Annotated in this window: 25 protein-coding genes and 3 pseudogenes; 6 read left to right on the top strand and 22 right to left on the bottom strand. The window is 68.4% G+C overall.

The genetic code is table 11. The features are described 5' to 3' along the window. Nucleotides 1-123: 123 nt before the first annotated feature. Together tsf and rpsB are read right to left on the bottom strand one after the other, a co-directional pair. Complete coding sequence (gene tsf, locus CJ179_RS04305; RefSeq protein ID WP_072937822.1) at nucleotides 124-948, bottom strand: translation elongation factor Ts; 825 nt, start codon at nucleotides 946-948, stop codon at nucleotides 124-126. A 112-nt stretch (nucleotides 949-1,060) separates the two neighbouring features. Continuing rightward, nucleotides 1,061-1,945, bottom strand: a complete 885-nt coding sequence (gene rpsB, locus CJ179_RS04310; RefSeq protein WP_095860765.1) for a 30S ribosomal protein S2 — start codon at nucleotides 1,943-1,945, stop codon at nucleotides 1,061-1,063. A gap of 242 nt (nucleotides 1,946-2,187) precedes the next feature. Here rpsB and CJ179_RS04315 point away from each other — a divergent pair, with 242 nt between their 5' ends. Further along, the gene (locus CJ179_RS04315) at nucleotides 2,188-2,805 is read left to right on the top strand and encodes a M23 family metallopeptidase (RefSeq protein ID WP_373560121.1); all 618 of its coding nucleotides are present in this window, start codon (nucleotides 2,188-2,190) and stop codon (nucleotides 2,803-2,805) included. A 54-nt stretch (nucleotides 2,806-2,859) separates the two neighbouring features. Here CJ179_RS04315 and CJ179_RS04320 read toward each other — a convergent pair whose 3' ends face one another. After that, complete coding sequence (locus CJ179_RS04320; protein WP_373560122.1) at nucleotides 2,860-3,897, bottom strand: MinD/ParA family protein; 1,038 nt, start codon at nucleotides 3,895-3,897, stop codon at nucleotides 2,860-2,862. Between the two features lie 76 nt (nucleotides 3,898-3,973). Further along, a pseudogene (locus CJ179_RS04325) lies at nucleotides 3,974-4,595 on the bottom strand (site-specific integrase). Between the two features lie 109 nt (nucleotides 4,596-4,704). Between CJ179_RS04325 and CJ179_RS04330 the strand changes: the two are divergent. Continuing rightward, the gene (locus tag CJ179_RS04330) at nucleotides 4,705-5,874 is read left to right on the top strand and encodes a multidrug effflux MFS transporter (protein WP_095860767.1); all 1,170 of its coding nucleotides are present in this window, start codon (nucleotides 4,705-4,707) and stop codon (nucleotides 5,872-5,874) included. A 21-nt stretch (nucleotides 5,875-5,895) separates the two neighbouring features. On the opposite strand, the gene CJ179_RS04335 is transcribed toward CJ179_RS04330, so the two are convergent. Continuing rightward, nucleotides 5,896-6,675, bottom strand: coding sequence for a siderophore-interacting protein (locus CJ179_RS04335; protein WP_095860768.1), 780 nt, complete (start codon nucleotides 6,673-6,675; stop codon nucleotides 5,896-5,898). Nucleotides 6,676-7,034: 359 nt separating this feature from the next. Between CJ179_RS04335 and CJ179_RS04340 the strand changes: the two genes are divergently transcribed. Continuing rightward, entirely contained in the window at nucleotides 7,035-7,412 is a 378-nt protein-coding gene (locus tag CJ179_RS04340; RefSeq protein ID WP_072937817.1) for a helix-turn-helix transcriptional regulator, read from the top strand. Beyond that, nucleotides 7,409-8,017 carry an SRPBCC domain-containing protein gene (locus CJ179_RS04345; protein WP_095860769.1) on the top strand — a complete coding sequence of 203 codons (609 nt, stop codon included), beginning with the start codon at nucleotides 7,409-7,411 and terminating at the stop codon, nucleotides 8,015-8,017. Before CJ179_RS04340 ends, CJ179_RS04345 begins: the two co-directional genes overlap by 4 nt. A gap of 39 nt (nucleotides 8,018-8,056) precedes the next feature. On the opposite strand, the gene dprA is transcribed toward CJ179_RS04345, so the two are convergent. From dprA to CJ179_RS53740, 5 genes and pseudogenes are all read right to left on the bottom strand, one after another. Then, a complete protein-coding gene (gene dprA / locus CJ179_RS04350; RefSeq protein ID WP_072937816.1) occupies nucleotides 8,057-9,211 on the bottom strand; it encodes a DNA-processing protein DprA in 1,155 nt (384 codons plus the stop codon). Then, nucleotides 9,208-10,716, bottom strand: a complete 1,509-nt coding sequence (locus tag CJ179_RS04355) for a YifB family Mg chelatase-like AAA ATPase (RefSeq protein ID WP_095860770.1) — start codon at nucleotides 10,714-10,716, stop codon at nucleotides 9,208-9,210. Before CJ179_RS04355 ends, dprA begins: the two co-directional genes overlap by 4 nt. After that, a complete protein-coding gene (locus CJ179_RS04360) occupies nucleotides 10,716-11,072 on the bottom strand; it encodes a YraN family protein (RefSeq protein WP_072937814.1) in 357 nt (118 codons plus the stop codon). Before CJ179_RS04360 ends, CJ179_RS04355 begins: the two co-directional genes overlap by 1 nt. A 198-nt stretch (nucleotides 11,073-11,270) precedes the next feature. After that, on the bottom strand, nucleotides 11,271-12,143 hold the full coding sequence (locus CJ179_RS04365; RefSeq protein WP_072937813.1) for an LLM class F420-dependent oxidoreductase: 873 nt from the start codon (nucleotides 12,141-12,143) through the stop codon (nucleotides 11,271-11,273). A gap of 52 nt (nucleotides 12,144-12,195) precedes the next feature. After that, nucleotides 12,196-12,446: pseudogene (locus tag CJ179_RS53740) on the bottom strand (Lrp/AsnC family transcriptional regulator); the annotation flags it as partial. Between the two features lie 6 nt (nucleotides 12,447-12,452). Between CJ179_RS53740 and CJ179_RS53745 the strand changes: the two are divergent. Further along, nucleotides 12,453-12,662: pseudogene (locus CJ179_RS53745) on the top strand (MFS transporter); the annotation flags it as partial. A gap of 51 nt (nucleotides 12,663-12,713) precedes the next feature. Here CJ179_RS53745 and CJ179_RS04380 read toward each other — a convergent pair. From CJ179_RS04380 to CJ179_RS04410, 7 genes are all read right to left on the bottom strand, one after another. Further along, complete coding sequence (locus CJ179_RS04380; RefSeq protein ID WP_095860771.1) at nucleotides 12,714-13,757, bottom strand: patatin-like phospholipase family protein; 1,044 nt, start codon at nucleotides 13,755-13,757, stop codon at nucleotides 12,714-12,716. A gap of 34 nt (nucleotides 13,758-13,791) precedes the next feature. Further along, entirely contained in the window at nucleotides 13,792-14,109 is a 318-nt protein-coding gene (locus tag CJ179_RS04385) for a DUF2469 domain-containing protein (RefSeq protein ID WP_005240496.1), read from the bottom strand. A gap of 37 nt (nucleotides 14,110-14,146) precedes the next feature. Next, the gene (locus CJ179_RS04390) at nucleotides 14,147-14,827 is read right to left on the bottom strand and encodes a ribonuclease HII (protein WP_072937811.1); all 681 of its coding nucleotides are present in this window, start codon (nucleotides 14,825-14,827) and stop codon (nucleotides 14,147-14,149) included. After that, on the bottom strand, nucleotides 14,824-15,606 hold the full coding sequence (gene lepB, locus CJ179_RS04395; RefSeq protein WP_072937810.1) for a signal peptidase I: 783 nt from the start codon (nucleotides 15,604-15,606) through the stop codon (nucleotides 14,824-14,826). Before lepB ends, CJ179_RS04390 begins: the two co-directional genes overlap by 4 nt. An 81-nt stretch (nucleotides 15,607-15,687) precedes the next feature. Beyond that, the gene (gene rplS, locus CJ179_RS04400; protein ID WP_005240490.1) at nucleotides 15,688-16,029 is read right to left on the bottom strand and encodes a 50S ribosomal protein L19; all 342 of its coding nucleotides are present in this window, start codon (nucleotides 16,027-16,029) and stop codon (nucleotides 15,688-15,690) included. A gap of 94 nt (nucleotides 16,030-16,123) precedes the next feature. Beyond that, nucleotides 16,124-17,029: a hypothetical protein gene (locus CJ179_RS04405; RefSeq protein ID WP_072937973.1), complete on the bottom strand. Its 906-nt coding sequence runs from the start codon at nucleotides 17,027-17,029 to the stop codon at nucleotides 16,124-16,126. Nucleotides 17,030-17,102: 73 nt separating this feature from the next. Further along, nucleotides 17,103-19,442, bottom strand: coding sequence for a Tex family protein (locus tag CJ179_RS04410; protein WP_179377526.1), 2,340 nt, complete (start codon nucleotides 19,440-19,442; stop codon nucleotides 17,103-17,105). 75 nt (nucleotides 19,443-19,517) lie between these two features. Here CJ179_RS04410 and CJ179_RS04415 point away from each other — a divergent pair, with 75 nt between their 5' ends. After that, complete coding sequence (locus tag CJ179_RS04415; RefSeq protein ID WP_257015318.1) at nucleotides 19,518-20,576, top strand: class A beta-lactamase-related serine hydrolase; 1,059 nt, start codon at nucleotides 19,518-19,520, stop codon at nucleotides 20,574-20,576. 21 nt (nucleotides 20,577-20,597) lie between these two features. Here CJ179_RS04415 and trmD read toward each other — a convergent pair whose 3' ends face one another. From trmD to CJ179_RS04440, 5 genes are all read right to left on the bottom strand, one after another. Further along, nucleotides 20,598-21,290 (bottom strand): tRNA (guanosine(37)-N1)-methyltransferase TrmD, encoded by a 693-nt coding sequence (gene trmD / locus CJ179_RS04420; protein ID WP_072937808.1) that lies wholly within the window; start codon nucleotides 21,288-21,290, stop codon nucleotides 20,598-20,600. A gap of 10 nt (nucleotides 21,291-21,300) precedes the next feature. After that, on the bottom strand, nucleotides 21,301-21,852 hold the full coding sequence (gene rimM / locus CJ179_RS04425) for a ribosome maturation factor RimM (RefSeq protein WP_072937807.1): 552 nt from the start codon (nucleotides 21,850-21,852) through the stop codon (nucleotides 21,301-21,303). A 13-nt stretch (nucleotides 21,853-21,865) separates the two neighbouring features. After that, nucleotides 21,866-22,108: an RNA-binding protein gene (locus CJ179_RS04430; RefSeq protein ID WP_005240479.1), complete on the bottom strand. Its 243-nt coding sequence runs from the start codon at nucleotides 22,106-22,108 to the stop codon at nucleotides 21,866-21,868. Beyond that, nucleotides 22,105-22,554, bottom strand: coding sequence for a 30S ribosomal protein S16 (gene rpsP, locus CJ179_RS04435; protein WP_072937806.1), 450 nt, complete (start codon nucleotides 22,552-22,554; stop codon nucleotides 22,105-22,107). The genes CJ179_RS04430 and rpsP overlap by 4 nt, the downstream gene beginning before the upstream one ends. A gap of 179 nt (nucleotides 22,555-22,733) precedes the next feature. Beyond that, nucleotides 22,734-23,819 carry an amidohydrolase family protein gene (locus tag CJ179_RS04440; protein ID WP_095860773.1) on the bottom strand — a complete coding sequence of 362 codons (1,086 nt, stop codon included), beginning with the start codon at nucleotides 23,817-23,819 and terminating at the stop codon, nucleotides 22,734-22,736. Nucleotide 23,820 lies beyond the last annotated feature (1 nt).

Genomic DNA, 23,820 nt, shown 5'->3' on the forward strand with positions numbered 1-23,820 from the left:
CGCGGCTACCCGGCCCATTCAGACGGCCATCCTCATCCTGCCTCATCAGGACGGTGGCGGTATACGTAGGCCCCGCCGGGCGAGCGCACTCGTCCGACGGGGCCATACGACTCACACGAGCAGTTACGAAGCACCGACCTCGAAGCGGACGAAGCGCTTGATGGTCACACCGGCCTCGTCGAGGATCGCCTTGACGGACTTCTTGGAGTCCTGGACCGAGGACTGCTCGGTCAGCACGACGTCCTTGAAGTAGCCGTTGACGCGGCCTTCGATGATCTTCGGCAGAGCCTGCTCCGGCTTGCCCTCGGCGCGCGCGGTCTCCTCGGCGATGTGACGCTCGTTGGCGACGATGTCCTCGGGGACCTCGTCGCGCGTGACGTACTTGGCCTTGAGCGCCGCGACCTGCATCGCGGCGCCGCGAGCGGCCTCCGCAGCAGCGTCGCCCTCACCGGTGTACTCGACGAGGACGCCGACGGCGGGCGGCAGGTCGGCACTGCGCTTGTGCAGGTAGACCGCGACCGGTCCGTCGAAGGAGGCGATCTTGCTCAGGACGAGCTTCTCGCCGATCTTCGCGGACTGCTCCTGGATGACGGTGTCGACCGTCTTGCCGTCGAGTTCGAGTGCCTTGAGGGCGTCGACGTCGGCGGGCTTCGCTGCTGCGGCGACCGTGACGATCGACTCCGCGAGCTTCAGGAAGTCCTCGTTCTTCGCGACGAAGTCCGTCTCGCAGTCGAGCTCGAGCAGGACGCCGTCCTTGGAAACGACCAGGCCCTCGGCCGTGGTGCGCTCGGCACGCTTGCCCACGTCCTTGGCGCCCTTGATGCGCAGCTGCTCGACAGCCTTGTCGAAGTCGCCCTCGGCCTCAGCGAGAGCGTTCTTGCAGGCCATCATTCCGGAGCCGGTGAGCTCGCGGAGCCGCTTGACGTCAGCGGCGGTGTAGTTCGCCATGGTGAGCGAGCCTCCTCATATGTCTGTTGGGACGTAAGTCAGGGTAGTACTCGGGGCAGACCGTGAAACGGCCCTGACCAAAGATCTCTTGGTCAGGGCCGTGTGCATCGGATCAGGCCTCGGTGGAGGGAGCCTCTGCTGCGGGGGCCTCGGCAGCCGGAGCCGCCTGTGCCTCAGCTGCGGGAGCGGCCTCCGCTGCGGGAGCGGCCTCTGGTGCGGGCGCTGCCTGTGAGAGCAGTTCCTGCTCCCACTCGGCGAGGGGTTCGCCGGCGCCGGCCTCGGGCTTCGCGTCCTTGTCGGCGCTCAGTCCGGCACGGGCCTGCACGCCCTCGGCCACTGCGGAAGCGACGACCTTGGTGAGCAGGGCGGCGCTGCGGATGGCGTCGTCGTTGCCCGGGATCGGGTAGTCGACGAGGTCGGGGTCGCAGTTGGTGTCCAGGATCGCGATGACCGGGATGTTCAGCTTGCGAGCCTCGGCAACGGCCAGGTGCTCCTTGTTGGTGTCGACGACCCACACCGCGGAGGGGACCTTGGCCATGTCGCGGATACCACCGAGAGTGCGATCCAGCTTGGTCATCTCACGCGTGAGCATGAGGATTTCCTTCTTGGTGCGACCCTCGAAGCCACCGGTCTGCTCCATCGCCTCGAGCTCCTTGAGGCGGAGAAGACGCTTGTGGACGGTGGTGAAGTTGGTGAGCATGCCGCCGAGCCAACGCTGGTTGACGTAGGGCATCCCGACGCGAGTGGCCTCGGCCGCGATGGACTCCTGGGCCTGCTTCTTGGTGCCGACGAAGAGGACGGTGCCGCCGTGGGCAACGGTCTCCTTGACGAATTCGTACGCCTTGTCGATGTACGTCAGCGTCTGCTGCAAGTCGATGATGTAGATGCCGTTGCGGTCGGTGAAGATGAATCGCTTCATCTTCGGGTTCCAGCGACGGGTCTGGTGACCGAAGTGCGTGCCGCTGTCCAGCAGCTGCTTCATTGTTACGACAGCCATGGCTGTGTATCTCTCTTTCATTGCCGGTTGATGCCGAACGTCGGTGACGTTCTGCCCTGGCGCCCGTGAACCGTCGGACTCACATCGAAATGCGAGACCAGCCGACGATCCGTATACTGCGCGGACGCGCGAAGTCGGACTGTGCGAACACAGACCGCTCGATCAGTGTACGGCCTCCACGTTCCACGCCCTAACCGCCCCTGCCACACCCGGTCCACGCGTGCAAGGGTTCTGCGGAATCTGTGGACGGATCGGGATCCATCCACAATGTCACCCGCCGCCCGATATTTGCCCCGGACGTGCGGGATCGTCGAGCCATGACGAAGTTCGGGGCGATCCTGCGGGTCCTGACCGCGACGGTCACGGCGACGACCCTCCTGAGCGCCGCGGTACTCCTCTCCCCGGCCGCCGAAGCTGCGCCGACCGGCGACTTCGACTGGCCGCTGCACCCGCGGCCTCGGGTGGTGCGGGCCTTCGACAATCCCGAGCACGACTGGCTTCCCGGCCATCGCGGCGTGGATCTGGGTGGCGTGCCCGACGAGGCGGTGCTGTCCGCGGGCGCGGGCGTGGTGGTGTTCGCAGGCACGGTCGCGGGTAAACCCGTCGTCTCCGTCGACCACCCGGGAGGTCTGCGCACCACGTACGAACCGGTGACCGCCCGGGTCACCGCCGGGCTGCGCGTCGGCCGCGGCACCGTCCTCGGCACACTCGAACCCGGGCACCCGGGCTGCATCGCCCCCGTCGCCGCGTGCCTGCACTGGGGTCTGCGCCGCGACCGCGAATACCTCGACCCACTCGGACTCGTCCGGGTGGCGCCGGTCCGGCTCCTCCCCGTCGTGCCCCGTGATCGCGGCGGCTAGCGCCACTCAGCGCAAATCGTCGCGGCTAGCGCCACTCAGCGCAGATCGTCGCGGCTAGCGCCACTCAGCGACGGCGTGTCTGCCCGCCGACTCCGGGAAATCGTCCGCGACCATCGCGGCGAGTTCGACGAACGCCTTGCGCGTCTCGGGACGCAGCAGATCCAGATCCACGATCGAGCCCTCGGCGAGGTGCTCGTCGAACGGCACCACCTTCACCGCACGGCACCGGAGCAGGAAATGGTTGGTCAGTTCCGTCATGTCGATCATGCTCGAGCCGGGCCGGGCGGCACTGATCACGACGACGGTGCGGGACACGAGGTGCCCGTAACCGTGGTGCTGCAGCCAGTCCAGCGTGGCGGCGGCGCTGCGGGCGCCGTCGATCGCGGGCGAACTCACCAGCACCAGGGAATTGGCGAGTTGCAGAACGCCGTTCATCGCCGAATGCATGATCCCGGTGCCGCAGTCGGTGAGGATGATGTTGTAGTACACCTGCAGGATGTCGATGGCCCGCCGGTAGTCGTCCTCGCTGAACGCCTCGGAGATCGCCGGGTCCTGCTCGCTCGCGAGCACCTCGAGGCGGCTCGGCGCCTGCGACGTGTGAGCCCGCACGTCCGAATAGCGCCGGATGTCCGCCTCGGCCGCGATGAGGTCGCGGACGGTCGAATGTGTCTGCACTGGAACCCGTTGCGCGAGCGTCCCGAAGTCGGGGTTGGCGTCGACAGCGATCACGCAGTCGCCGCGCAGCGACGCGAACGTCGATCCGAGCCCGATCGTGGTGGTCGTCTTCCCGACGCCGCCCTTCAAGGACAGGAACGCAATTCGATAGTCCCCCTGGATCGGCTGCCGGATCCGGTCGAGGAGTGCGGCGTCACGAGCCTCCCCGGCCGACTCACCCAGGTTCACCGTTCCCCCGGTGAGCCGGTGCAGCCCGCGCCGCCATCCCCGGCTCGGCGCCTTGCGCGCTCGCTCGAGGAGCGCATCCGCAACCAGATCCTGATTGGTCACCTGATGCTGACTCGGCGCAGGAGCGGTGGCATCGCCCACCGGGGTGCCGCCACCGTCGTTCAGCCAGGACGGTTGCGATCGAGTCAAGTCTTCGCGGTCCACTGTTCCCCCGGGATAGTGCAGAAACAACTGCAGATTCGTGGGGCGACGCTACCAAACCGGATCAGGCCCGGGGATGCGCCTGATCGTGCACCGCACCGCAGCCTCGCCACGGACACGTGCGAGTAGAGCTGGGTGGTGGCGAGGCCGGCGTGCCCGAGCAGTTCCTGCACCACGCGCAGGTCGGCGGTGCCCCTCGAGTCGGTGCGTCGCCGCCGTGTGACGCGGCCCGTGCGGGCTCAAGGTTCGGCGCACCGGGGACACTATGAGGCGGTCCCGCAGCGTGATCGGATCGTTCTGCTGCGCGCCCGATTCGGCGGCGTCCATCACGTCGGCCGCCTGCGACTGCCGCAGCACCGGGGGCAGTGCCCGATGGGCCTTCGCGGCGCCCAGCCGGGCGCCGGGATCGGTGGCGATGCGCCGGGTCCGCAGCAGCCAGACTGTGAAGTTGCGCACCGACGACGTCCGCCGGGCGAGTGTGGTCCGGCGATGCCGGCCGCGGACCGGCTCGCCGGCCACGACCGCAGCACCTGGATGTCGAGCTCTCCGAGGTATTCGTCCGGTGCCGTCGACAACCATTGCTGCAGCAGCGACTTCGCGTCCGGGGCGTACGCCTTCACGGTGTGCGGCGATCGACCCCGTTCGAGCCCGAGATGCCGGGTGTACGCCTCGAGTACCAGCTCCAACGGTGCCGGCAGGTCGCTGCTCACAGAGGCAGCAGTCGACTCGGGCGGGACATGAATCAAGCAGCCGCGCCGCTAGAGTTCTTTTGTGCAGCGAACGATCTCCATCCCGATGTTGTGTGTTCTGGCGTTACTGTCCGCGATCGCTCCACTCGCCACCGACATGTATCTCCCCGGTCTCCCCCTGATGACGGAGAGCCTGAACACGTCGGCGCCGAGCGTGCAGCTGACGTTGACCACATTCATGGCCGGGCTCGGGATCGGCCAGCTCGTGGTCGGACCGTTGTCGGACGGCCTCGGTCGCCGTCGCCTGCTGATCGGCGCCACCGTCGTGACGACGCTCGCCGCGATGGCCTGCGCTCTCGCCCCGACCGTCGAAACCCTCATCGCCGCACGACTTTTCCAGGGACTGAGCGGCGGCGCGGCGATCGTGCTCGCCCGCGCCTGCATCGCCGACCGGGCCCGCGGCGACAGCGCCGCCCGGCTCTTCAGCATCATGATGATCATCGGCGGCGTCGCACCGGTGGTCGCGCCGCTGCTGGGCGGGGCCCTGCTCGGGCCGGTCGGCTGGCGAGGGATCTTCTGGGTCCTCACCGCCGCCGGGGTGGCGATGTTCGCGGGCGTGCTGATCCTCGTCCCGGAGACGCTTCCCGAGGAGAACCGGCACGGCGGCGGGCTCACGGCACTCGTCCGGAACCTGCACTACGTCGTCGGCAACCGCGTGTACCTGGGTTACGCGTTCACGTTCATGTTCGGGTTCGTCGCGCTCTTCTCGTACATCTCCGCGTCCCCGTTCGTCGTGCAGAACGTCCTCGGCCTCAGTCCGGGGCAGTTCTCGATGGTGTTCGCCGTGAACGCGGCGGGCATGGTGAGCGCCGCGATCGTGAACACACGGCTCGTCGGCACGTTCCATGCCCGGCAGTTGCTCGGTTTCGGGGTCACGCTGCTCCTGGCGGCGGGCGCCGTACTGCTGCTCGCCGCGACAACGATCGATTCGCCGCCCTGGTGGGCGATCCTGATCCCGCTGTTCGTCTCGGTGTCGAGCATCGGTTTCGTGATGGGCAACGCGACGGCGCTGGCTCAGGGCGAGGTGACCAAGGCGTCCGGCACCGGGTCCGCGCTCCTCGGGGCAGGTCAGTTCGGTCTCGCCGCGGTGGTCTCGCCGCTGGTCGGGATCGCCGGACCCGACAGTGCCGTCCCGATGGCTGTCGCGATCCCGTCGGCGGGCGCCGTGGCCATGCTGTCGCTGCTGGTGCTGACGCGGCGGACGCGCACGTCGTAGCGCGTCCGCCGGGTCAGCGTGTCAGCGGGAGGCACCCTCGCTCGCGGCGAGCTCGGACTTCCACACCCGGAAGCCTTCCTCGGTGCGACCGCGGCGCCAGTATCCGGAGATCGACGCGGAACGAGCGGGGACGCCCCGCTCGTTGCGCACGTAGGAGCGGAGGTTGTGCATCACGGCCTGCGCCTCACCGTGAATGAACACCTGCGCGTCTCCGGGCAGCCATTCGGTGTCGCGGACCGCGGCGACGAGGGGGGCGTTGTCTCCCGACGCCTTGTCCCCGATCCGGTCCGCCGTGTCGCCGCGGTGGATCCACGTGACGTCGACACCCGCGGGCGCGTCGAAGGCGATCTCGTCGTCCGAGCCTGCGACCTCGATGATCACCCTCCCCACCGCCGACGCGTCGAGTTTCTCGACGGATGCCGAGATGGCGGGAATCGCGGTCTCGTCGCCCGCGAACAGGTACCAGTCGGCCGCCGGGTCCGGTGCGAACGCCCCTCCGGGGCCGCGCAGCGTCAGGATGTCACCGGCCGCCGCGGCCGCAGCCCACGGTCCGGCGACGCCGGCGTCGCCGTGGACCACGAAGTCGATCGCGATCTCCCGCGCCGACGGGTCCACCGACCGGATCGTGTAGGTGCGCAGGACCGGCGCTGCGGGGCTTCCGAATTCGAGTTTCGCGTACGCGTCGGTGCAGGCGTTGGGAACGAAGCTGTCGAATCCCGGGTCGCCGAGGATGACCCGCACCATGTGCGGGGTCAGCCATTCGGTCCGGAGCACGGTCAGTGTTGCGGTCGGCTTTGCCACAGGCATCTCTCCAATGAACTCAAGTTGGTTAGTGTTACCTAACTACGGTACAGGAGAGACTGCCGGCAACGGCCGGAGTCGTTTACGAGCCGGAAGCGAACAACAAGCTCAACACGTGCGCGACGAAGTTCCGCCACAAATCCTCGGCTGACCCCATATCTCACTCCTGACGTGACGCTGATCCACCTGTGGGTATCGCATGCGGTTTGCGAGGTGCGTTCCAGAGACGTTTCTACTCCACCTCGTCGCCGATCGGTCGGTTCGACTCACCCTTTGCGCAGGCCGGAGCGTGACGAAGAGTCGAACCGCGCCACACTTCGGTCCTTGCCTATATTGGCGACAACCGATATAAAGGGTGTGTGCATGCGTTCGACGTACTCGGCGACCCCGTTCGGCGGCGGATCATGGAACTCCTGTCCGAGGGCGAACTCTCGGCCGGTCAGGTGACCGAAGTCGCAGCCGCCGAGTTCGGGATCTCACAGCCGACGGTGTCCGGACACCTGCGGGTGCTTCGGGAGAACGGGTTCGCTACGGTCCGGCGCGAAGGCACCAGACGTCTCTACGCGGTCGAGCCTGCACCGCTGCAGGAAGTGGATCGATGGCTCGACGGGTTCCGCCGGTTCTGGAGCCAGCCGCTCGACGCCCTGGCCACCGAACTCGCCCGCGGGAGTCGTCAGGATCCCCGGCCGAGCCGAGCCGCACACCCCGAATCATCGACAGAAGGAGACCGACAGTGAACGAGATCGCCGGTCAGGACACCAGCCTGACGACAGTGCAGCGGAGGATGGGCAACCGGGACATCGCCGAGGGTGCAGCGCGAACGGCGGTGCTCAGGCGACGCTACGACGCGCCGATCGACGACGTCTGGAATGCCATCACGGCCCCGGACCGCGTCGACCGCTTCTTCCTCCCGCTCAGCGGCGATCTGCGCGCGGGCGGTTCCTTCGCCCTGCAGGGCCAGGCCAGTGGAGAGATCCTGGCCTGCGACGCCCCACATCTGCTGCGGCTGCAGTGGACTCCGCCCGGCGACCCTGGTTACAGCGACCAGGTCGAGGTCCGGCTGACCGCCGACGGTCCGGACGCGACGTGGTTGGAGTTGGAACACGCCTCCGTCGCCGACGTCTTCCGCAACGACCCGGACACGGGCTGCTACGGCGTCGGAACGGGCTGGGAAGGTCCCCTGCACTATCTCGGCGAGTACCTGCGCGGCGTCCTGCCGGACCGCCCCAGCACCGAGTGGTACACCTTCGACGAAGCCGAGGAACTGCGCCTCGCCAATTACCGCGGCACGGAATGGGCGAAAGTCGAGGCACAGCACGCGCGGAACACCGGCCACGCCTGAGAATGCATTCAGGTCGCCTGCCCCCGAGCCGGCCCCGTCTCACCGCTGCCGCGACCATCCGGTGTCGTCGGAGCCGACGAAGCCCTCCATCTCCAGCAGCGGGAGCACGGCGCGGACCTGCTCCACCGCGACTCCGGACAGTTCGGACAGTTCCCGGACCCCGCGCGGTCCGGCGGCCGGCAACGCCTCGTACACCAGCAGGGCGTCGCCCGACAGCGCGTCGAGATCGCGGACCACCTCGGGGCCGTCCCGCAGCCCGATCGGCCCGGCCTCCTCCACCACGTCACCGGCGTTCGCGACCAACCTCGCCTCACCCTCCCGAATCATCCGATTGCACCCGGTCGACGACGCCGACGTCACCGGACCGGGCACCGCCATCACCGGACGCCCCAGTTTGCGCGCCCAGCTCACGGTGTTCCGGGCGCCGCTGCGCCAGCCGGCCTCCACCACGACCACCCCGTCGGACAGGCTCGCCACCAACCGGTTCCGCGCCAGGAACCGATGTTTCGCCGGAGTCGTGCCCGGCGCGTACTCGCTGATCACCGCACCGTTCTGCGCGATCTGCCGCAGCAAGCGCGCATGCCCCGCCGGGTACGCGCGATCCACACCACACGCCAGCACCGCCACCGTCAGGCCCCCGACACTCAGCGCCGCACGATGCGCGGCGCCGTCGACCCCGAATGCTGCGCCCGACACGATCGTCCACCCGTCGACGGCGAGATCACCCGCAATCTCCGCTGTCACGTGCTCGCCGTACCCGCTCGCCGCCCGTGTCCCCACAATCGAGATTGCCCGATCGGTGAGTTCGGCCACCGGGCGCGAACCGAGCACCCACAGAGCGAGCGGCGGACCCTCGTCCCGCGACCGCGACAGATTCCCGAAACCGAGGAGCCGCCACTGAGGCCACTCGTCGTCGTCCGGCGTCACGATCCGGCCACCCATTCCCGCCACCAGTTCGAGATCGTCCGCGGCCGTGTCCACATGGGCACGGGCCACCGTCCGCTCCCCCAGCATGTCCGACAGATCCCTTTCCCGCACGGCCCGCGCAGCCTCCTCCGGCCCCACCTCCTCCACGAGACGGGACAGCGCCGGACACGGCCCCTGCACCACCTTCGACAGATACGCCCACGCCAACCGGCGCGGATCGTGAACTCCACTCGGATCCGTTGCGTCACTTCGAATTTCCACCGTCATTGAAAGCTCCGATCACGAAAACCCAACGCGGTGACCACCTGCTCCGGGCCCGGCATGCCCAGCCCGGCCAGATCGCTCACCGTCCACGCCACTCGTAATGCGCGATCGGCCCCCCGGGCCGTGATCAGCCCCTTGCGCAGCGCTCGCTCCACCGGCGCCAGCGCCGGGCGCGCCAACCGGAACTTCTGCCGCAGGGCCGGGCCCGGCACCTCCGCGTTGGTGCGCCACCCGTAGTCGCTCCACCGCTCGCCGGCGGCGGCGCGCGCCTCGGCCACCCGCTGCCGGACGTCCTCGGTGCTCTCGCCGACGTCGTCGATGAACGCTCCGGTCGCGACGGCCTGCATTCGCACACGCAGGTCAACGCGGTCCATCAGTGGTCCCGACAACTTTCCGAGATAGCGTCGCCGGGCGGTCGGCGCGCACACGCAGTCCGCCTCCCGCGGCGGCGCGCACGGGCACGGATTGGCCGCGAGGATCAGCTGGAAACGCGCCGGGTAGCGGGCGACCCCATCCCGTCGCGCGATCCGCACCTCCCCGTCCTCGAGTGGGGTCCGCAGAGCCTCGAGCACCTTGGTTCCGATCTCGGCGCACTCGTCGAGGAACAGCACCCCGCGGTGGGCGCGACTGACCGCACCGGGTTTCGCGACACCGCTGCCGCCGCCGACGAGTGCACTCACCGACGCGGTGTGGTGTGGTGCGATGAACGGCGGCACGTCGATGAGGGGGCGCTCGGGCGGCAGAAGCCCCGCCACCGAGTGGATTGCCGTCACCTCGAGCGATTCACTCTCGGTGAGCGGCGGCAGAACTCCCGGAAGACGTTGCGCGAGCATCGTCTTCCCGACGCCGGGTGGGCCGGTGAGCATGAGGTGGTGCGCTCCGGCCGCCGCGACCTCGATGGCCCAGCGCGCCTCCGTCTGACCCACCACCTCGCTCAGATCGGCACGCACCGGTTGCGCGACCCACTGCGCCGGCTCTGGGTACTCGAGTTCACGCTCCTCTCGCAGCCACGCGATCGCCGCCCTCAGATCGTGCGCGCCGAGCACCTCGACACCACCGACCAGCCCCGCCTCGGGCAGGGACTGCACCGGGACCACCACCGTCGCCCATCCCGCGTTCTTCGCTGCCAGCACCGCGGGCAGGATCCCGCGCACCGACCGGAGCCGCCCGTCCAGCGCCAGTTCGCCGAGCAGAACGGTCTCGCGCAGCCGCTGCCGCTTCACCTGCTTGGCCGCATCGAGCACGGCGGCGACGAGCGCGAGATCGTAGACCGACCCGACCTTCGGCAGGGTCGCCGGCGACAACGCGAGAATCACCTTCGAATCCGGCCACTCCTCACCCGAATTCGCGACCGCGGCCCTGATCCGGTCACGCGCCTCCGACAGCGCGGTGTCCGGCAGCCCGACCAGATGCACTGCGGGAAGCCCACGGCCGATGTCGGCCTCGATCTCGACGAGCTGACCGTCCACCCCGGTCACCGCCACCGAATGCGCGCGCCCCAATGCCATCAGAACGCGTCCCGGACGTGCTCGATCTGGGGTTGCGGACCGTGCCCGATCATGATCGCGACGACGTCGAACCGCACCCGCGACCAGTGCCGGCTCGACTCCCGCAACCATTCCACCGCCAGCAAACGGATGCGTCGCTGCTTGGAGAACGTCACCGCCTCGGCCGGAGTGCCGTATCCCAGACCGCGCCGTGTCTTCACTTCGACGAAGACGAGCCAGTCCCCCTCCGTCGCAATGAGATCGACCTCACCGTACCGGGATCGCCAGTTGCGCTCGACGATCTCCATGCCCGCCTCGGTGAGGTACCGGGCGGCCAGATCCTCCCCATGTGCACCAAGCGCGAGATTGTGCGCCACAGCAGCCTCCACCCCGTCCCGCGGCGGCCCACCGATGCGAACCGCGCCTCTCGCACCACCGTGGCCGACCCGGATTCCGGAAGAAGTGCTCGAACTGGGCGAACACTTTGGGCTGTGGATGGATCACACGTTGTGGACAACTCGGCATTCCGCGACGGCCGTGCGCGAGGAAACGCCAGGCCAGGGCTGTCAAGACGGTCAGCCGACGGCCGGCATCCAGCGGCGTGCGAGACCGGCCACCCACTCGGCGGCCTCACCCGGATCCTCGGGTGGTGATTCGACCAGGACGAGTTCGTCGACTCCCGCACCGGCCAGGGCGCCGACGTCGGACGGGTCCACTTCGCGCAGGGCAACGGCCAGGCGCAAGCCGGCGGGATCGCGCCCCGCGTCGCGGCACAGTGCGTGGATCGTGCGGATCCGTTCGGCGACGGCGTCGACGCCGTCCAGGTTGAAGCCGTACCAGCCGTCGCCCCACGCCGCGACCCGACGAAGAGCGGCATCGGTGTTGCCGCCGAGCACGACCGGAATCCGGCGCTCGCGGACGGGTTTCGGGTTGACCCGAATCGAGTCGAAGTGGACGAACTCGCCGTCGAACGTCGCAACGTCGTCACTCCACAGGGTGCGCATCGCCGCGACGTATTCGGCGGCGCGCTCGCCGCGGCGCTCGAACGGAATGCCGAGCGCAGCGAATTCTTCCCTGGACCAGCCGATGCCGACGCCGAGCGTCAGCCTGCCACCGCTCATCAGATCCAGCGTCGCCGCCTGCTTGGCCATGAGCACGGGATTGTGTTCGGGCAGCAGCACTATCCCGGTGGCGACGCCGATCGTCCGGGTGGCTGCCGCGGCGAAGCTCAGCCCGATCATCGGGTCGAGCCAGTCCGCGACAGCGGGGACGGCGATCTTTCCGTCGTCCGCGTACGGGTACCGCGACGCCGATCGGTCCACCATCACGACGTGTTCGCCGGCCCACAGCGTGGCGAATCCGCTGTTCTCGGCGGCTACCGCGACCGCGTCGATCACGGCGCGGCGAGCGCCGGTGCCGATTCCGAGGGCGTGCAACCCGAGGCGCATCGGCCGATCGTCTCACAGTTGCCCGGCCGACGTGCCCGGTTCCGGGACGCACCTATCCGCGCACGTCGAGGCTCCTGGCGTAGTGCTCCTTGAACACCTCGAGGTGCGTCCAGGTCTCCAGCGCCACCACCCGTCGATCGTCCGGATTTGCTCGGCGAGGGAGTAGAGATCGCCCGACGAATCGGCGGCGACGGTGCCGATCAGGTCGAATCTGCCGAGCGATCGCATCAGGAATTCGATACCCGGCAGGGCCTCGATCTGCGCGCACGCTTCCCGGTCCCGCGATCCGGGGTTCACACCGATGCAAATGGTGCCGGCGCGCTCTTCGGTGGACTGTCGCCGTTGGTCTCGACACTCATGTACCAGGCCACCGGCAGCGTGTGGCCGGTGATCGGACTCCTGATCGGCATGTGCGCCGTCAGCATCCTCTGCCTGCTCGTGGCTCCGCAGCACGTCGATCACGCCGACGACGAATCCGTGGGTGACCTCGGCGCCGCGCGGGCGCGGGCCACCAGCTGACACCCCCGTGACGGGAAGGGTCGGTGCTGCGAAGCACCGGCCCTTCCGCCGTCAGCCGGGCTCGCCGTCCGAATCGGCCGGAGACGCGGCGACCGTCGTCGAGGTGAGTCCGGCGTCGTCGAGCGCGCGCCCGGTGAGCACCCGGCCCAGTTCGATCATCTCGGCGGCCCGATGGAAGTCGAGGCTGCGGCACGCGGTCCGGGGAACCCGGACCTGCACGTCCGGTGGGTACGCGGCGAGCTGGTACCGGGCCAACGTCGCCTGCATCACGTCGAGCGAGCGGTTCATCACCGCGAACCGGCTGAACTTCGGGACGGCCACCGCGTCGCCCTCGACCACGGGCTGATCACCGATCAGGGGGCCGTCCGGCTCCTCCGACGGATCCGGGTCGGTGTGCGCGGCGCCGAACCGTCCGACCACCGACCGCACGATGTCCAGGTCACGCAGCTGCGCGGCGCTGCGACGGAAGCGGGCCATCCACTCGTCCACCGGCCGCGAGTCCGCGCTGACGTTCTCCGGGGCCAGCGAACGACCGTCCCGATCCTCCGCGCCCAGGCTGATCCCGACGGTCAGGTCGGCGCTCACCGAGACCAGCGGCGCCATCGGCAGCGGGTCGAGCACCCCACCGTCCGCGAGGACCCTGCCGTTGAGCACATACGGCGTGATGACGCCGGGGATGGCGATCGACGCGCGGATCGCCGCGTCGACGGGGCCGCGCTGGAACCACACCGACCGGCCCGCAGCGAGATCGGTGGCCACGGCGGTATACGGAATGGGAAGGTCTTCGATACGGATCTCGCCGAGGATCTCCCGAACCCGGTGCAGGATCTTCTCGGCGTGGATGGCGCCAGGTGCCGACACCGACAGGTCGAGAAGCCGCACGACGTCCAGCTGGGTCAGACCGATCGCCCACCGGGTGAAGTCGTCGAGCTTCCCCGCGGCGTGGAGGCCACCCACGAGGGCGCCCATCGACGATCCTGCGACTCCGACGATCTCGAATCCGCGCTCCTCGAGTACCTGAATCGCGCCGATGTGGGCGTATCCCCTGGCGCCGCCACTCCCCAGAGCCAGCGCGACGCGCCTCGGTCCGGTCATCGGATGATCGTACGCGGCCGGGAACTTCGGATCGTCAGGACAGACCGTTGTCCGGGAGCCGCAGGTCCGGCTTGTCGAGTTCCTCGATGTTCACGTCCTTGAACGTGATGACGCGGACATACTTCACGAACCGCGCGGGACGGTACATGTCCCACACCCAGGCATCGGACATGCGCAGCTCGAAGTAGATCTCGCCGTCTGCGTTGTGCGGCAGCAACTCCACCGAGTTGGCCAGATAGAACCGGCGCTCGGTCTCCACGACATAGGAGAACTGACCGACGATGTCCCGATACTCGCGGTAGAGCGACAGCTCCATCTCGGTTTCGTACTTCTCGAGATCCTCGGCACTCATCGGTCTCGGAGTCCTCCTGCTCTGGTGTGAATTGTCATCATCTCGCACTTCCGGAACTGTTATCCACTCGGTGTAGCAGCGCCGCGACATTCGACCACGAGCGGCGGTGCTCCGGGCACGGGCCCAGCTCCTCGAGCGCCGCCAGGTGGGCGGGCGTGTTGTACCCCTTGTGGATCGCGAAACCGTAACCCGGGTGCGTCTCGTCCATCGCGACCATCACCCGGTCCCGCGACACCTTGGCCAGGACGCTCGCCGCCGCGATGCATGCCGCCGCGGCGTCGCCGCCGATCACCGGCAGCGACGGGGCCGGGAGCCCCGGGACACGGAAACCGTCGGTGAGAACGTAACCGGGGGTCATCGAGAGCCCGGCGACCGCACGCCGCATGCCCTCGATGTTGGCGACGTGGACGCCCATGCGGTCGACTTCCTCCGCCGGGAAGGACACGACGCTCCACGCCACTGCCAGCCGGGTGATGGCCGGGAACAGCTCCTCGCGCGTGCGTTCGGTGAGCTTCTTCGAATCGTCGAGCCGCGCCAGCGCCGGATACGGCTTCGGTGCGAGCACACACGCCGCCACGACGAGCGGGCCCGCGCACGCACCCCGCCCGGCCTCGTCGACACCGGCCACCGGCCCGAGTCCGCTGCGGACCAGGGCCGACTCCATCGTCCGCAGACCGGACGACCTGCGAATGACGATGCGTGGAGGCCAGGAAGTCACTTGCCCTGGATATCGGGTGAACTGATCGTGCCCATCCGCGACGGCGGCAACGCGATGAAGACCGCTTTTCCGATCACGTTGTCGAGCGGGATGGTGCCTTGCATGTCGTCGCCCACGTGGTACCGCGAGTCCGCGGAGTTGCTGCGGTTGTCGCCCATCATCCACAGGTGCCCCTCGGGGACGGTGACGGGACCGAAGCAGCGCGCCGACTTCAGCGCGGTGTCGCAGGTCTGGGAGCCGGGGACGAACGGGAAGTCCATGACGACGTAGGGCTCGTCGAGTGGCTGACCGTCCACCAGGATGCGACCCTGGTCGTCGCAGCATTCGACGGTCTGACCGCCGGTGGCGATCACACGCTTGACGAGGTCGTTCTCGTCCGGCGGGACGAGTCCGACGAGGGAACCGACTTCCTGCGCACCGCGGATCACCACGTTGGAGGAGCGGGTGGAGACGAAATCCTGTGACCACGAATCGGGGCCGCGGAACACGATCACGTCACCCGGTTTCGGATCACCGAAGCGGTAACCGATCTTCTCGACCACGATGCGGTCGCCGGTGCAGCCTGCGCAGCCGTGCAGCGTCGGTTCCATCGATTCCGACGGAATGAGATAGACCCGCGCGACGAACGTCTGCAGCAGAAAACTCAGGACGAGCGCGACCAGAATCAGGATCGGCAACTCGCGGAGGAAGGAGCGGGGCTTCTTCTCGGGCTCCGCCGCACCGCCGTTCGCTGCGGAGGTGGCGGCCGAATCGCCGGTGGTCTCGGATTCCGACGACAATGCCCGCTCCTTCGAAGAATCTGTCACGAAATCAGATTAGCCCGGCACTGCGCGTACGCAGTGCCGGGCTCATCGGAAAGGTCAGCGCTTTTCCTTGATCTTGGCGGCCTTGCCACGCAGATCGCGGAGGTAGTACAGCTTGGCGCGACGGACGTCACCGCGGGTGACGACCTCGATCTGCGCCAGGTTGGGGCTGTGAACCGGGAAGGTGCGCTCGACGCCGACACCGAAGGAGACCTTGCGGACGGTGAAGGTCTCGCGGACGCCGCCGCCCTGACGGCGGATCACGACGCCCTTGAAGACCTGCACGCGCTCCTTGGAGCCTTCGATGACCTTGACGTGCACGTTGAGGGTGTCGCCGGGACGGAACTCGGGAATGTCGTCGCGGAGGGACTTCTTGTCCAGGAAATCGAGAGTGTTCATCGGTGTTCCATCCTTGCGTTTTCGCAGGAGCAGAGGAACCGAGCGGCACCCGGACGTTCGGAGAACACCGGTGCTCGTCTGGTTCGTGCCCAGATCAAGTACTGCTGCCTGGTCCAGGCAACCCGTCCATTGTGCCAGACGCCACGGGGTGAAGCGAAATCGGCGGTGGCGCCGCATGCACCACGTGGTCGAGTTCCACCTCGGCCGCCACCTTGGCATGCTCCGCGGCTTCCTTCACGTGCACCGCGCTGGGAGTGCCGGCGATGAAGTCCTGCACGAAGATCTTGGCCCTGATGACCGGACGCCGCCACTTGCGCTCCCGTTCGAGCGCCCGCAGCATCCGCTTCGGCTTGGACGTGTAGCGCCACCGTGCCCACGGCGCGCTCGGCCTGCTCAGCCGGAGCGCCCCGATCAGCAGGATCGGGAAGACGAACAATCCGAGCAGTCCGGTCCAGATCTTCCCCTTGAGCAGCACCACCGCCGCGATGAGCAGGTTGATCACCGAAGACAGCGCGATCGCTACCCGTACCCAGGGATCCGGGGAGTCCCGGAAGTCGGTGACGTTGATCAGTTCGAGCGGACGGAGCCCGAGGAGCAGCAGACCGGTGACGGCGATCGCGACGAACACGGCATCGACGGACGTCCGGCCCTCGTCCGCCCAGTACACGTCCTGCAGGTAGAAGATCAGCGCGAACTCGTCCAGCACCAGCGCGGCGCCGATCCCGAAGAACGTGGCGAGGACGGCGCCGGTGGTCTGGGTGCCGTCCTCGTACACGGCGATGAGGGCGACACCGGACATGAGCATCGTCACGACGCCGAACACCACGTGGTGGACGTGGTGCCCGCCGGGTTTCACGTTGCCCGGCCACCACGAGACCTCGGCGCGGATCATCCGCACGCTCAGCCGGATGAAGAGGAATGCCGCGAGAAACCCGAGCAGGAAAAAGAGCAGAGGCAGGCGCCCGTGCCCGACGATTTCCCTATCCAGCCATTCGTACATCGGCATCCACTATCCCAGTAAAGAACTGGTCACTCCACGGGAAAGTGGTCGCTCGTGTCGGGATGGTGACCTCCTACTTGCCGAACCCCGCCTTTCGCAGCGCGTCGGCCATCGACCCGCCGGGCGCCGGGCGATTGTCCCGCCCGCGGTCGCGTCCACCCTGCTGCTGCGGCTTGCCTCCGCCGCGCCGGTCCTGCGGCTGCCCGCCTCCCCGCCGGTCCTGCCGCTGCCCGCCACCGCGGGGCCCGTCGTTCTTGCGGCCGCCCGCCCCGACCTCGTCGTCGAGTCGCAGCGTCAACCCGATGCGCTGACGCGCCTCGTCGACCTCGAGGACCTTCACCGTCACCACGTCACCGGACTTCACGACGTCCCGCGGGTCCTTGACGAAGTTGTGGGACATCGCCGACACGTGGACGAGGCCGTCCTGGTGGACACCGATGTCGACGAACGCGCCGAACGCCGCCACGTTGGTGACGACGCCCTCGAGGGTCATTCCGGGCTTCAGGTGCGACACCTTCTCGATGCCTGCCGCGAACGTGGCCGTCTTGAATTCCGGGCGGGGGTCACGGCCGGGCTTCTCGAGTTCACCGATGATGTCGGTGACGGTCGGGAGTCCGAACCGGTCGTCGACGAAGTCGGCAGGGTTCAGACTGCGCAGCGCGGACGTGTTGCCGATGATCTCGCGCACGCCGGTGCCGCTGGATTCGACGATCTTGCGCACCACCGGGTAGGCCTCGGGGTGGACGCTGGACGCGTCGAGTGGGTCGTCGCCGTTGGGGATGCGCAGGAAGCCGGCGCACTGCTCGAACGCCTTCGGCCCGAGTCGCGCGACGTCCTTGAGACCCTTGCGGCTGCGGAACGGGCCGTTCTGGTCGCGGTGCGCGACGATGCTCTCGGCCAGGGACCCGGCGATGCCGGACACGCGGGACAGCAGCGGCACGGACGCGGTGTTGACGTCGACGCCGACCGCATTCACCGCGTCCTCGACGACGGCGCCGAGCGAACGTGCGAGCAGTGTCTCCGACACGTCGTGCTGGTACTGGCCGACGCCGATCGACTTCGGGTCGATCTTCACGAGTTCGGCGAGGGGATCCTGCAGACGCCGGGCGATGGAGACGGCGCCGCGGATCGACACGTCGAGGTTCGGCAGTTCCGCCGAGGCGTACGCGGACGCCGAATACACGGATGCGCCGGCCTCGGACACGACGATCTTCGTCAGGTTGGTGGCGCCGGACTTGGCGATCAGCTCGCTCGCGAGCGCGTCCGTCTCCCGGGAGGCGGTGCCGTTCCCGATGGCGATCAGCTCCACGCCGTGCTTGGCGACGAGGCCGGCGAGTGTGGCCAGGGAGGCGTCCCACTTGTTCTGCGGCTGATGCGGGTAGATCGTCTCGTGGGCCACCACCTTGCCGGTGGCGTCCACGACCGCGACCTTGGTGCCGGTCCGGAAACCGGGGTCCAGGCCCATCGTGGCGCGGGTGCCTGCCGGCGCCGCCAGAAGCAGGTCGCGCAGGTTGGTGGCGAACACGTCGACGGCGTCCTTCTCCGCCGACTGCCGCAGCCGCATCCGGGTGTCGATGCCCAGGGTGACGATCATCTTGGTGCGCCACGCCCACCGCACGGTGTCGAGGAGCCACCGGTCGGCCGGTCGGCCGCGGTCGGCGATGCCGAACCGTCCGGCGATCCGGCCCTCGTAGACGGTGGGCTCGCCCGGGACGGCTTCTTCCGTGTCGGGTGCCAGGGTGAGCGAGAGCACCTCTTCCTTCTCGCCGCGCAGAACCGCGAGGATCCGGTGTGAGGGGAGCTTGCCGAACGGTTCGGAGAACTCGAAGTAGTCGGCGAACTTCGCGCCCTCGGTTTCCTTGCCCTTACGGACTGCGGACACCAGTTGCCCGCGGGTCCACATCAGCTCACGGAGCTCGCCCACCAGGTCGGCGTCCTCGGCGAAGCGTTCGACGAGGATCGCGCGCGCACCCTCGAGCTGTTCCGCCGTGTAGGACGCCGGATCGGCCCTGGGATCGGTGATCAGCGCGTCGGCGACGGGCTCGTGACCGGCTTCGCGTGCGATCTGCGCCTTGGTGCGCCGCTTCGGCTTGAACGGCAGGTAGATGTCCTCGAGGCGCGCCTTCGTGTCGGCGGTCATGATCTGCCCGCGGAGCTGATCGTCGAGCTTGCCCTGCGAGTCGATCGACTCGAGCACGGCGTCCCGGCGCTCGTCCAGTTCCCGCAGGTACCGCAGTCGTTCCTCGAGCTGGCGGAGCTGAGCGTCGTCGAGCGTTCCGGTGACTTCCTTGCGGTACCGGGCGATGAAGGGCACGGTCGCTCCGCCGTCGAGGAGGTCCACGGCGGCCGCGACCTGTCCCTCCCGGACGTCGAGCTCCTCGGCAATGCGCTGGTTCACGGTCTTGAGAGTCACGGAAATGGACCCTACCGCTACTCTGGGACAATATCGTCGGCGGTGAGGCCGTCACGGAAATCTCGGGAGAATTTCATGTCCAGGCTGATCCGCTGCCTGACGGTCATGGTCCTCCTGCTGGGTGCGACGCAGGCCTGCACCATCCCGACCGAGACGAACTCCGTGGTCGACATCCCGGTGACCTCACCGGCGGTCGCCACCCCCGACGTTCTCCCCGCCGAGGAACCCGCCGAGGAACCCGCCGAGGAACCCGCCGGTGACGGCGTGACCGTGAACCCCGAGCCGTTCCCCTCCGCGCGGGTTCCCGTCTCCGCACCCCTCGCCGAACGCATCTCGGCGGCAGTCGCGACGGCGGCCGCCGAGCGCGGCGCCGACGTGTCGATTGCCGTCCTGGACCGTGCCACCGGCAGCTATCTGGAGGACGCCGCCACCGAACCGGTCGAAACGGCGTCGCTGGCCAAGCTCTTCGTCGCCGCCCAGATGTATCACCTCGACGCGCTCGGTGAGCGGCCGTTGTCCGACTTCGACCGTCTCCTCCTGAAGCGGATGCTCGAATCCTCCGACGACGACGCGGCCAACACCCTCTGGGACGATCTCGGCGGCTCGGACCTGGTCGTCGACATCGCGCGGCGATACGGACTCGCCGCCACCGCACCGCCCGGGGACGGGTTGTGGTGGAACACCGAGACGACGGCCGCTGACCTCGTGACGTTCTACACCGGGCTCCTCGACGACCGTGACGGCCTCGGCCCCGGGCGCATCGCCGAGTTCGTGGGCTACCTGCGCGCGTCGACACCCGAGGGCATCGACGGCTACGACCAGCGGTTCGGCATCCCCGACGGGTTGCCGGGCGAGAACGTCGTCGGGGTGAAGCAGGGCTGGATGTGCTGTGTGGGTGACCGGTGGATCCACGCGTCGACCGGGGTGATCGGGGAGGACAACCGCTACATCGTGACGGTCGCGTCGCGGGAGGACATCCGGTACGAGGACGACGAGGAGTCGTATCCGGACACCGCGATCACCGATGTCACCGAGGATTCGAGTGCGCAGCACGCACGGGACACGATGACCGGGATCGTGAAGTCCCTGTTCCCCACCGGAGTCGTCGACGACTGGACGCAGCCCCAGGGTTAGCCCCCGGGCCCGGAAAACGTTTCAGGGCAACAGGTCCGGACGACGCTCGGCGGTGCGGTGCAGCGACTGCTCGCGTCGCCACGCCGCCACCTTCGCATGATCGCCCGACAGGAGGACGGGCGGGACGTCGAGTCCGCGCCACGTGGCGGGCCGGGTGTAGCTGGGACCTTCGAGGAGGCCGTCGGAAAACGAATCCTCTTGGTGCGATTGCTGATTGCCGAGGACTCCGGGAATCAGGCGCACGAACGCCTCCGTCATCACCAGCACGGCCGCCTCCCCGCCGATGAGGACGTAGTCGCCGATGCTCACTTCTTCGACGCGCACCCGGCGGGCGGCGTCGTCGAACACCCGCTGATCGATGCCTTCGTAACGCCCGCAGGCGAAGACGATGTGCTTCTCCCCCGCCCAGCGCTCGGCGGTGGCCTGCGTGAAGGGGACACCGGCGGGTGTGGGGACGACGAGCAGCGTGTCGGTGTTCTCGCCGCCGGCGGTGAGGACATCGTCCAGCGCGGGCCCCCACACGGTGGGTTTCATGACCATCCCCGGCCCGCCGCCGTACGGCGAATCGTCGACCGCCTTGTGGACGTCGTGCGTCCAATCCCGCAGATCGTGCACCTCGACCGAGATGAGGCCCTTGTCGATGGCCTTGCCGAGCAACGCCGCGCGAAGCGGTTCGAGGTATTCGGGAAAGATGGTGACCACGTCGAGGCGCATGCCTACCGACTCACTTCCCGTCGGCGGATTCACCGAAGTCGGGATCGAGCAGCCCTTCCGGCGGATCGATCAGGACGACGCCGTCGGCCACGGACACCGACGTGACGATCGCGGCCACGAACGGGACCAGAAGTTCGCCGGACTGTTCACCGGATCGACGGATCGAGAGCAATTCGCCTGCCGCGGAATGCAATACCTCGATGACGGTACCCACCTCGGTGCCGTCCGCGAGGCGCACCGAGAGTCCCTCGAGTTCGTGATCGTAGAACTCGTCGGGGTCGTCGGAGGGCACGAGTTCGGCGCTGTCGATGACGAACAACGTGCCCCGCAGGGCATCCGCGGCGGTGCGATCCGGGACGCCCTCGAGGCGCAGCAGAAGCCGCCCGGAATGCTCCCGGGCGGCTTCCACCGTGTACGTGTTCACAGTCTGCTCGCGCGGCTTGTGTCCCCGCAGCACGGCACCCACGGCGAATCGATCCTCGGGTTCGTCGGTGCGAACCTCGACCACGATCTCACCCTTGATGCCGTGCGACTTGGCGACACGGCCGATCACGAGCTCCACTGTTGTAAGGCCTCTACTGGTCGGTGTCGACGACGTCGACACGGATCCCGCGGCCACCGATACCGGAGACCAGCGTGCGCAGAGCGGTCGCGGTGCGACCACCGCGGCCGATGACCTTGCCGAGATCGTCAGGGTTGACGTGCACCTCGACAGTGCGCCCCCGACGCCCGGTGATCAGCTCGACACGAACGTCGTCGGGGTTGGCGACGATGCCACGAACGAGGTGCTCCACGGCATCGGCGACGACGGCACTCACTTGTCAGCAGCCTCGGACTCTGCAGCTGCCTCGGCGGGAGCGTCGGCGTCCTCGGCCTTCGCCTTCTTCTTCTTGGGCGTGATGGCCTCGCCGACGGGCTCGTTCTCGGCCTGCGCGAGCGCAGCCTGGAACAGCTCCAGCTTGGACGGCTTGGCTTCCTTGACGCGGAGGGTGCCCTCGGCGCCCGGCAGGCCCTTGAACTTCTGCCAGTCACCGGTGATCTTGAGGATGGCCTCGACGGGCTCGGTGGGCTGGGCGCCGACGCCGAGCCAGTACTGCGCGCGCTCGGAATCGACCTCGATCAGCGAGGGCTCTTCCTTGGGGTGGTACTTGCCGATGGTCTCGATTGCACGGCCGTTGCGGCGGGTGCGGGAGTCGGCGACGACGATGCGGTACTGCGGGTTCCGGATCTTGCCGAGCCGGGTGAGCTTGATCTTGACAGCCACTGCTGTACTTCTCCTTCAGTGCGCACACGAATGTGCCCACGTGTCACGTGCAATTCGGCGACGCGCAGGAATAGCGCGCCCGGTTTTGCCTCTAATCTGTGACCGCCGCGCGGTGCGTAACCGGATGCGACGAACAGCGATTCATTCTGCCAGACGAACCCCGTCCGGGGGAAACCAGGTCACCGGGTCTTGACGACGACGCCCCGCAACACCACGACGTCGGGCGCGGCGAGGGTGTCGCTGCTCGCGCGCGGGTCGTTCCGGAAGACCAGCAGATCCGCGGGCGCACCCGCTTCGACACCCGGATGCCCCAACCACGCGCGCGCATCCCAGCACGCGGCGCCGAGTGCTTCGGACGGGGTCAGCCCGACCGCCTTCAGTTCCTCGACTTCGTCGGCGATGCGTCCGTGGACGATGGATCCGCCCGCGTCGGTGCCTGCGTAGATCGGGATCCCCGCATCGTGCGCGGCGCCGATCGTGTCCTTCACCCGTGAGTGCAGGTCGCGCATGTGCGCGGCGTAGACCGGGAACCGCGAGGCGGACTCGGCGATATCCGGGAACGTCGCGATGTTGATCAGCGTCGGGACGAGCGCGGTCCCGTGCGAGACCATCAGCTCGATCGTCTCGTCGGTCAGCCCGGTGCCGTGCTCGATGCAGTCGATCCCGGCGTTGATCAGGCCCGGGAGCGCATCCTCCGCGAAGACGTGCGCGGTGACGCGAGCCCCTTCGCGGTGCGCCGCCGCAATCGCCTCGACCAGGATGTCGTCGCTCCACAACGGCGCCAGGTCGCCCGCGGAGCGGTCGATCCAGTCGCCGACGAGCTTGACCCACCCGTCGCCGGCCCGGGCCTGGCGCACCACCTCGTCCGGCAGCTGCGACTCGTCCTCGAGATCGACCGGCAGTCCGCGGATGTATCGCTTGGGGGCGGCGATGTGCTGCCCGGCGCGGACGATCCTCGGCAGGTCGGGGCGGTCGTCGACGAAGCGGGTGTCGACCGGCGAACCGGCGTCGCGAATCAGCAGGACACCGCAGTCGCGCTCGGTCTCCGCCTGCGCGATCAACCCCTCGACGCTCTCACCACCACCGCCGCCGAACCGGATGCCGACGTGGCAGTGGGCGTCGACGAGACCGGGAACGATCCACCCAGACTCGCAGACAGTATCGGCGCCCGGAATCGGCTCCGTCGAGATCACACCGCTGTCGACCCAGAACTCGACCGGCTGTTCGTCGGGCAGACCGGTGCCCCGGAAATGCAGTGCAGCCATC

Source organism: Rhodococcus sp. ACS1 (assembly GCF_002300155.1).
GTDB lineage: Bacteria > Actinomycetota > Actinomycetes > Mycobacteriales > Mycobacteriaceae > Rhodococcus_F > Rhodococcus_F koreensis.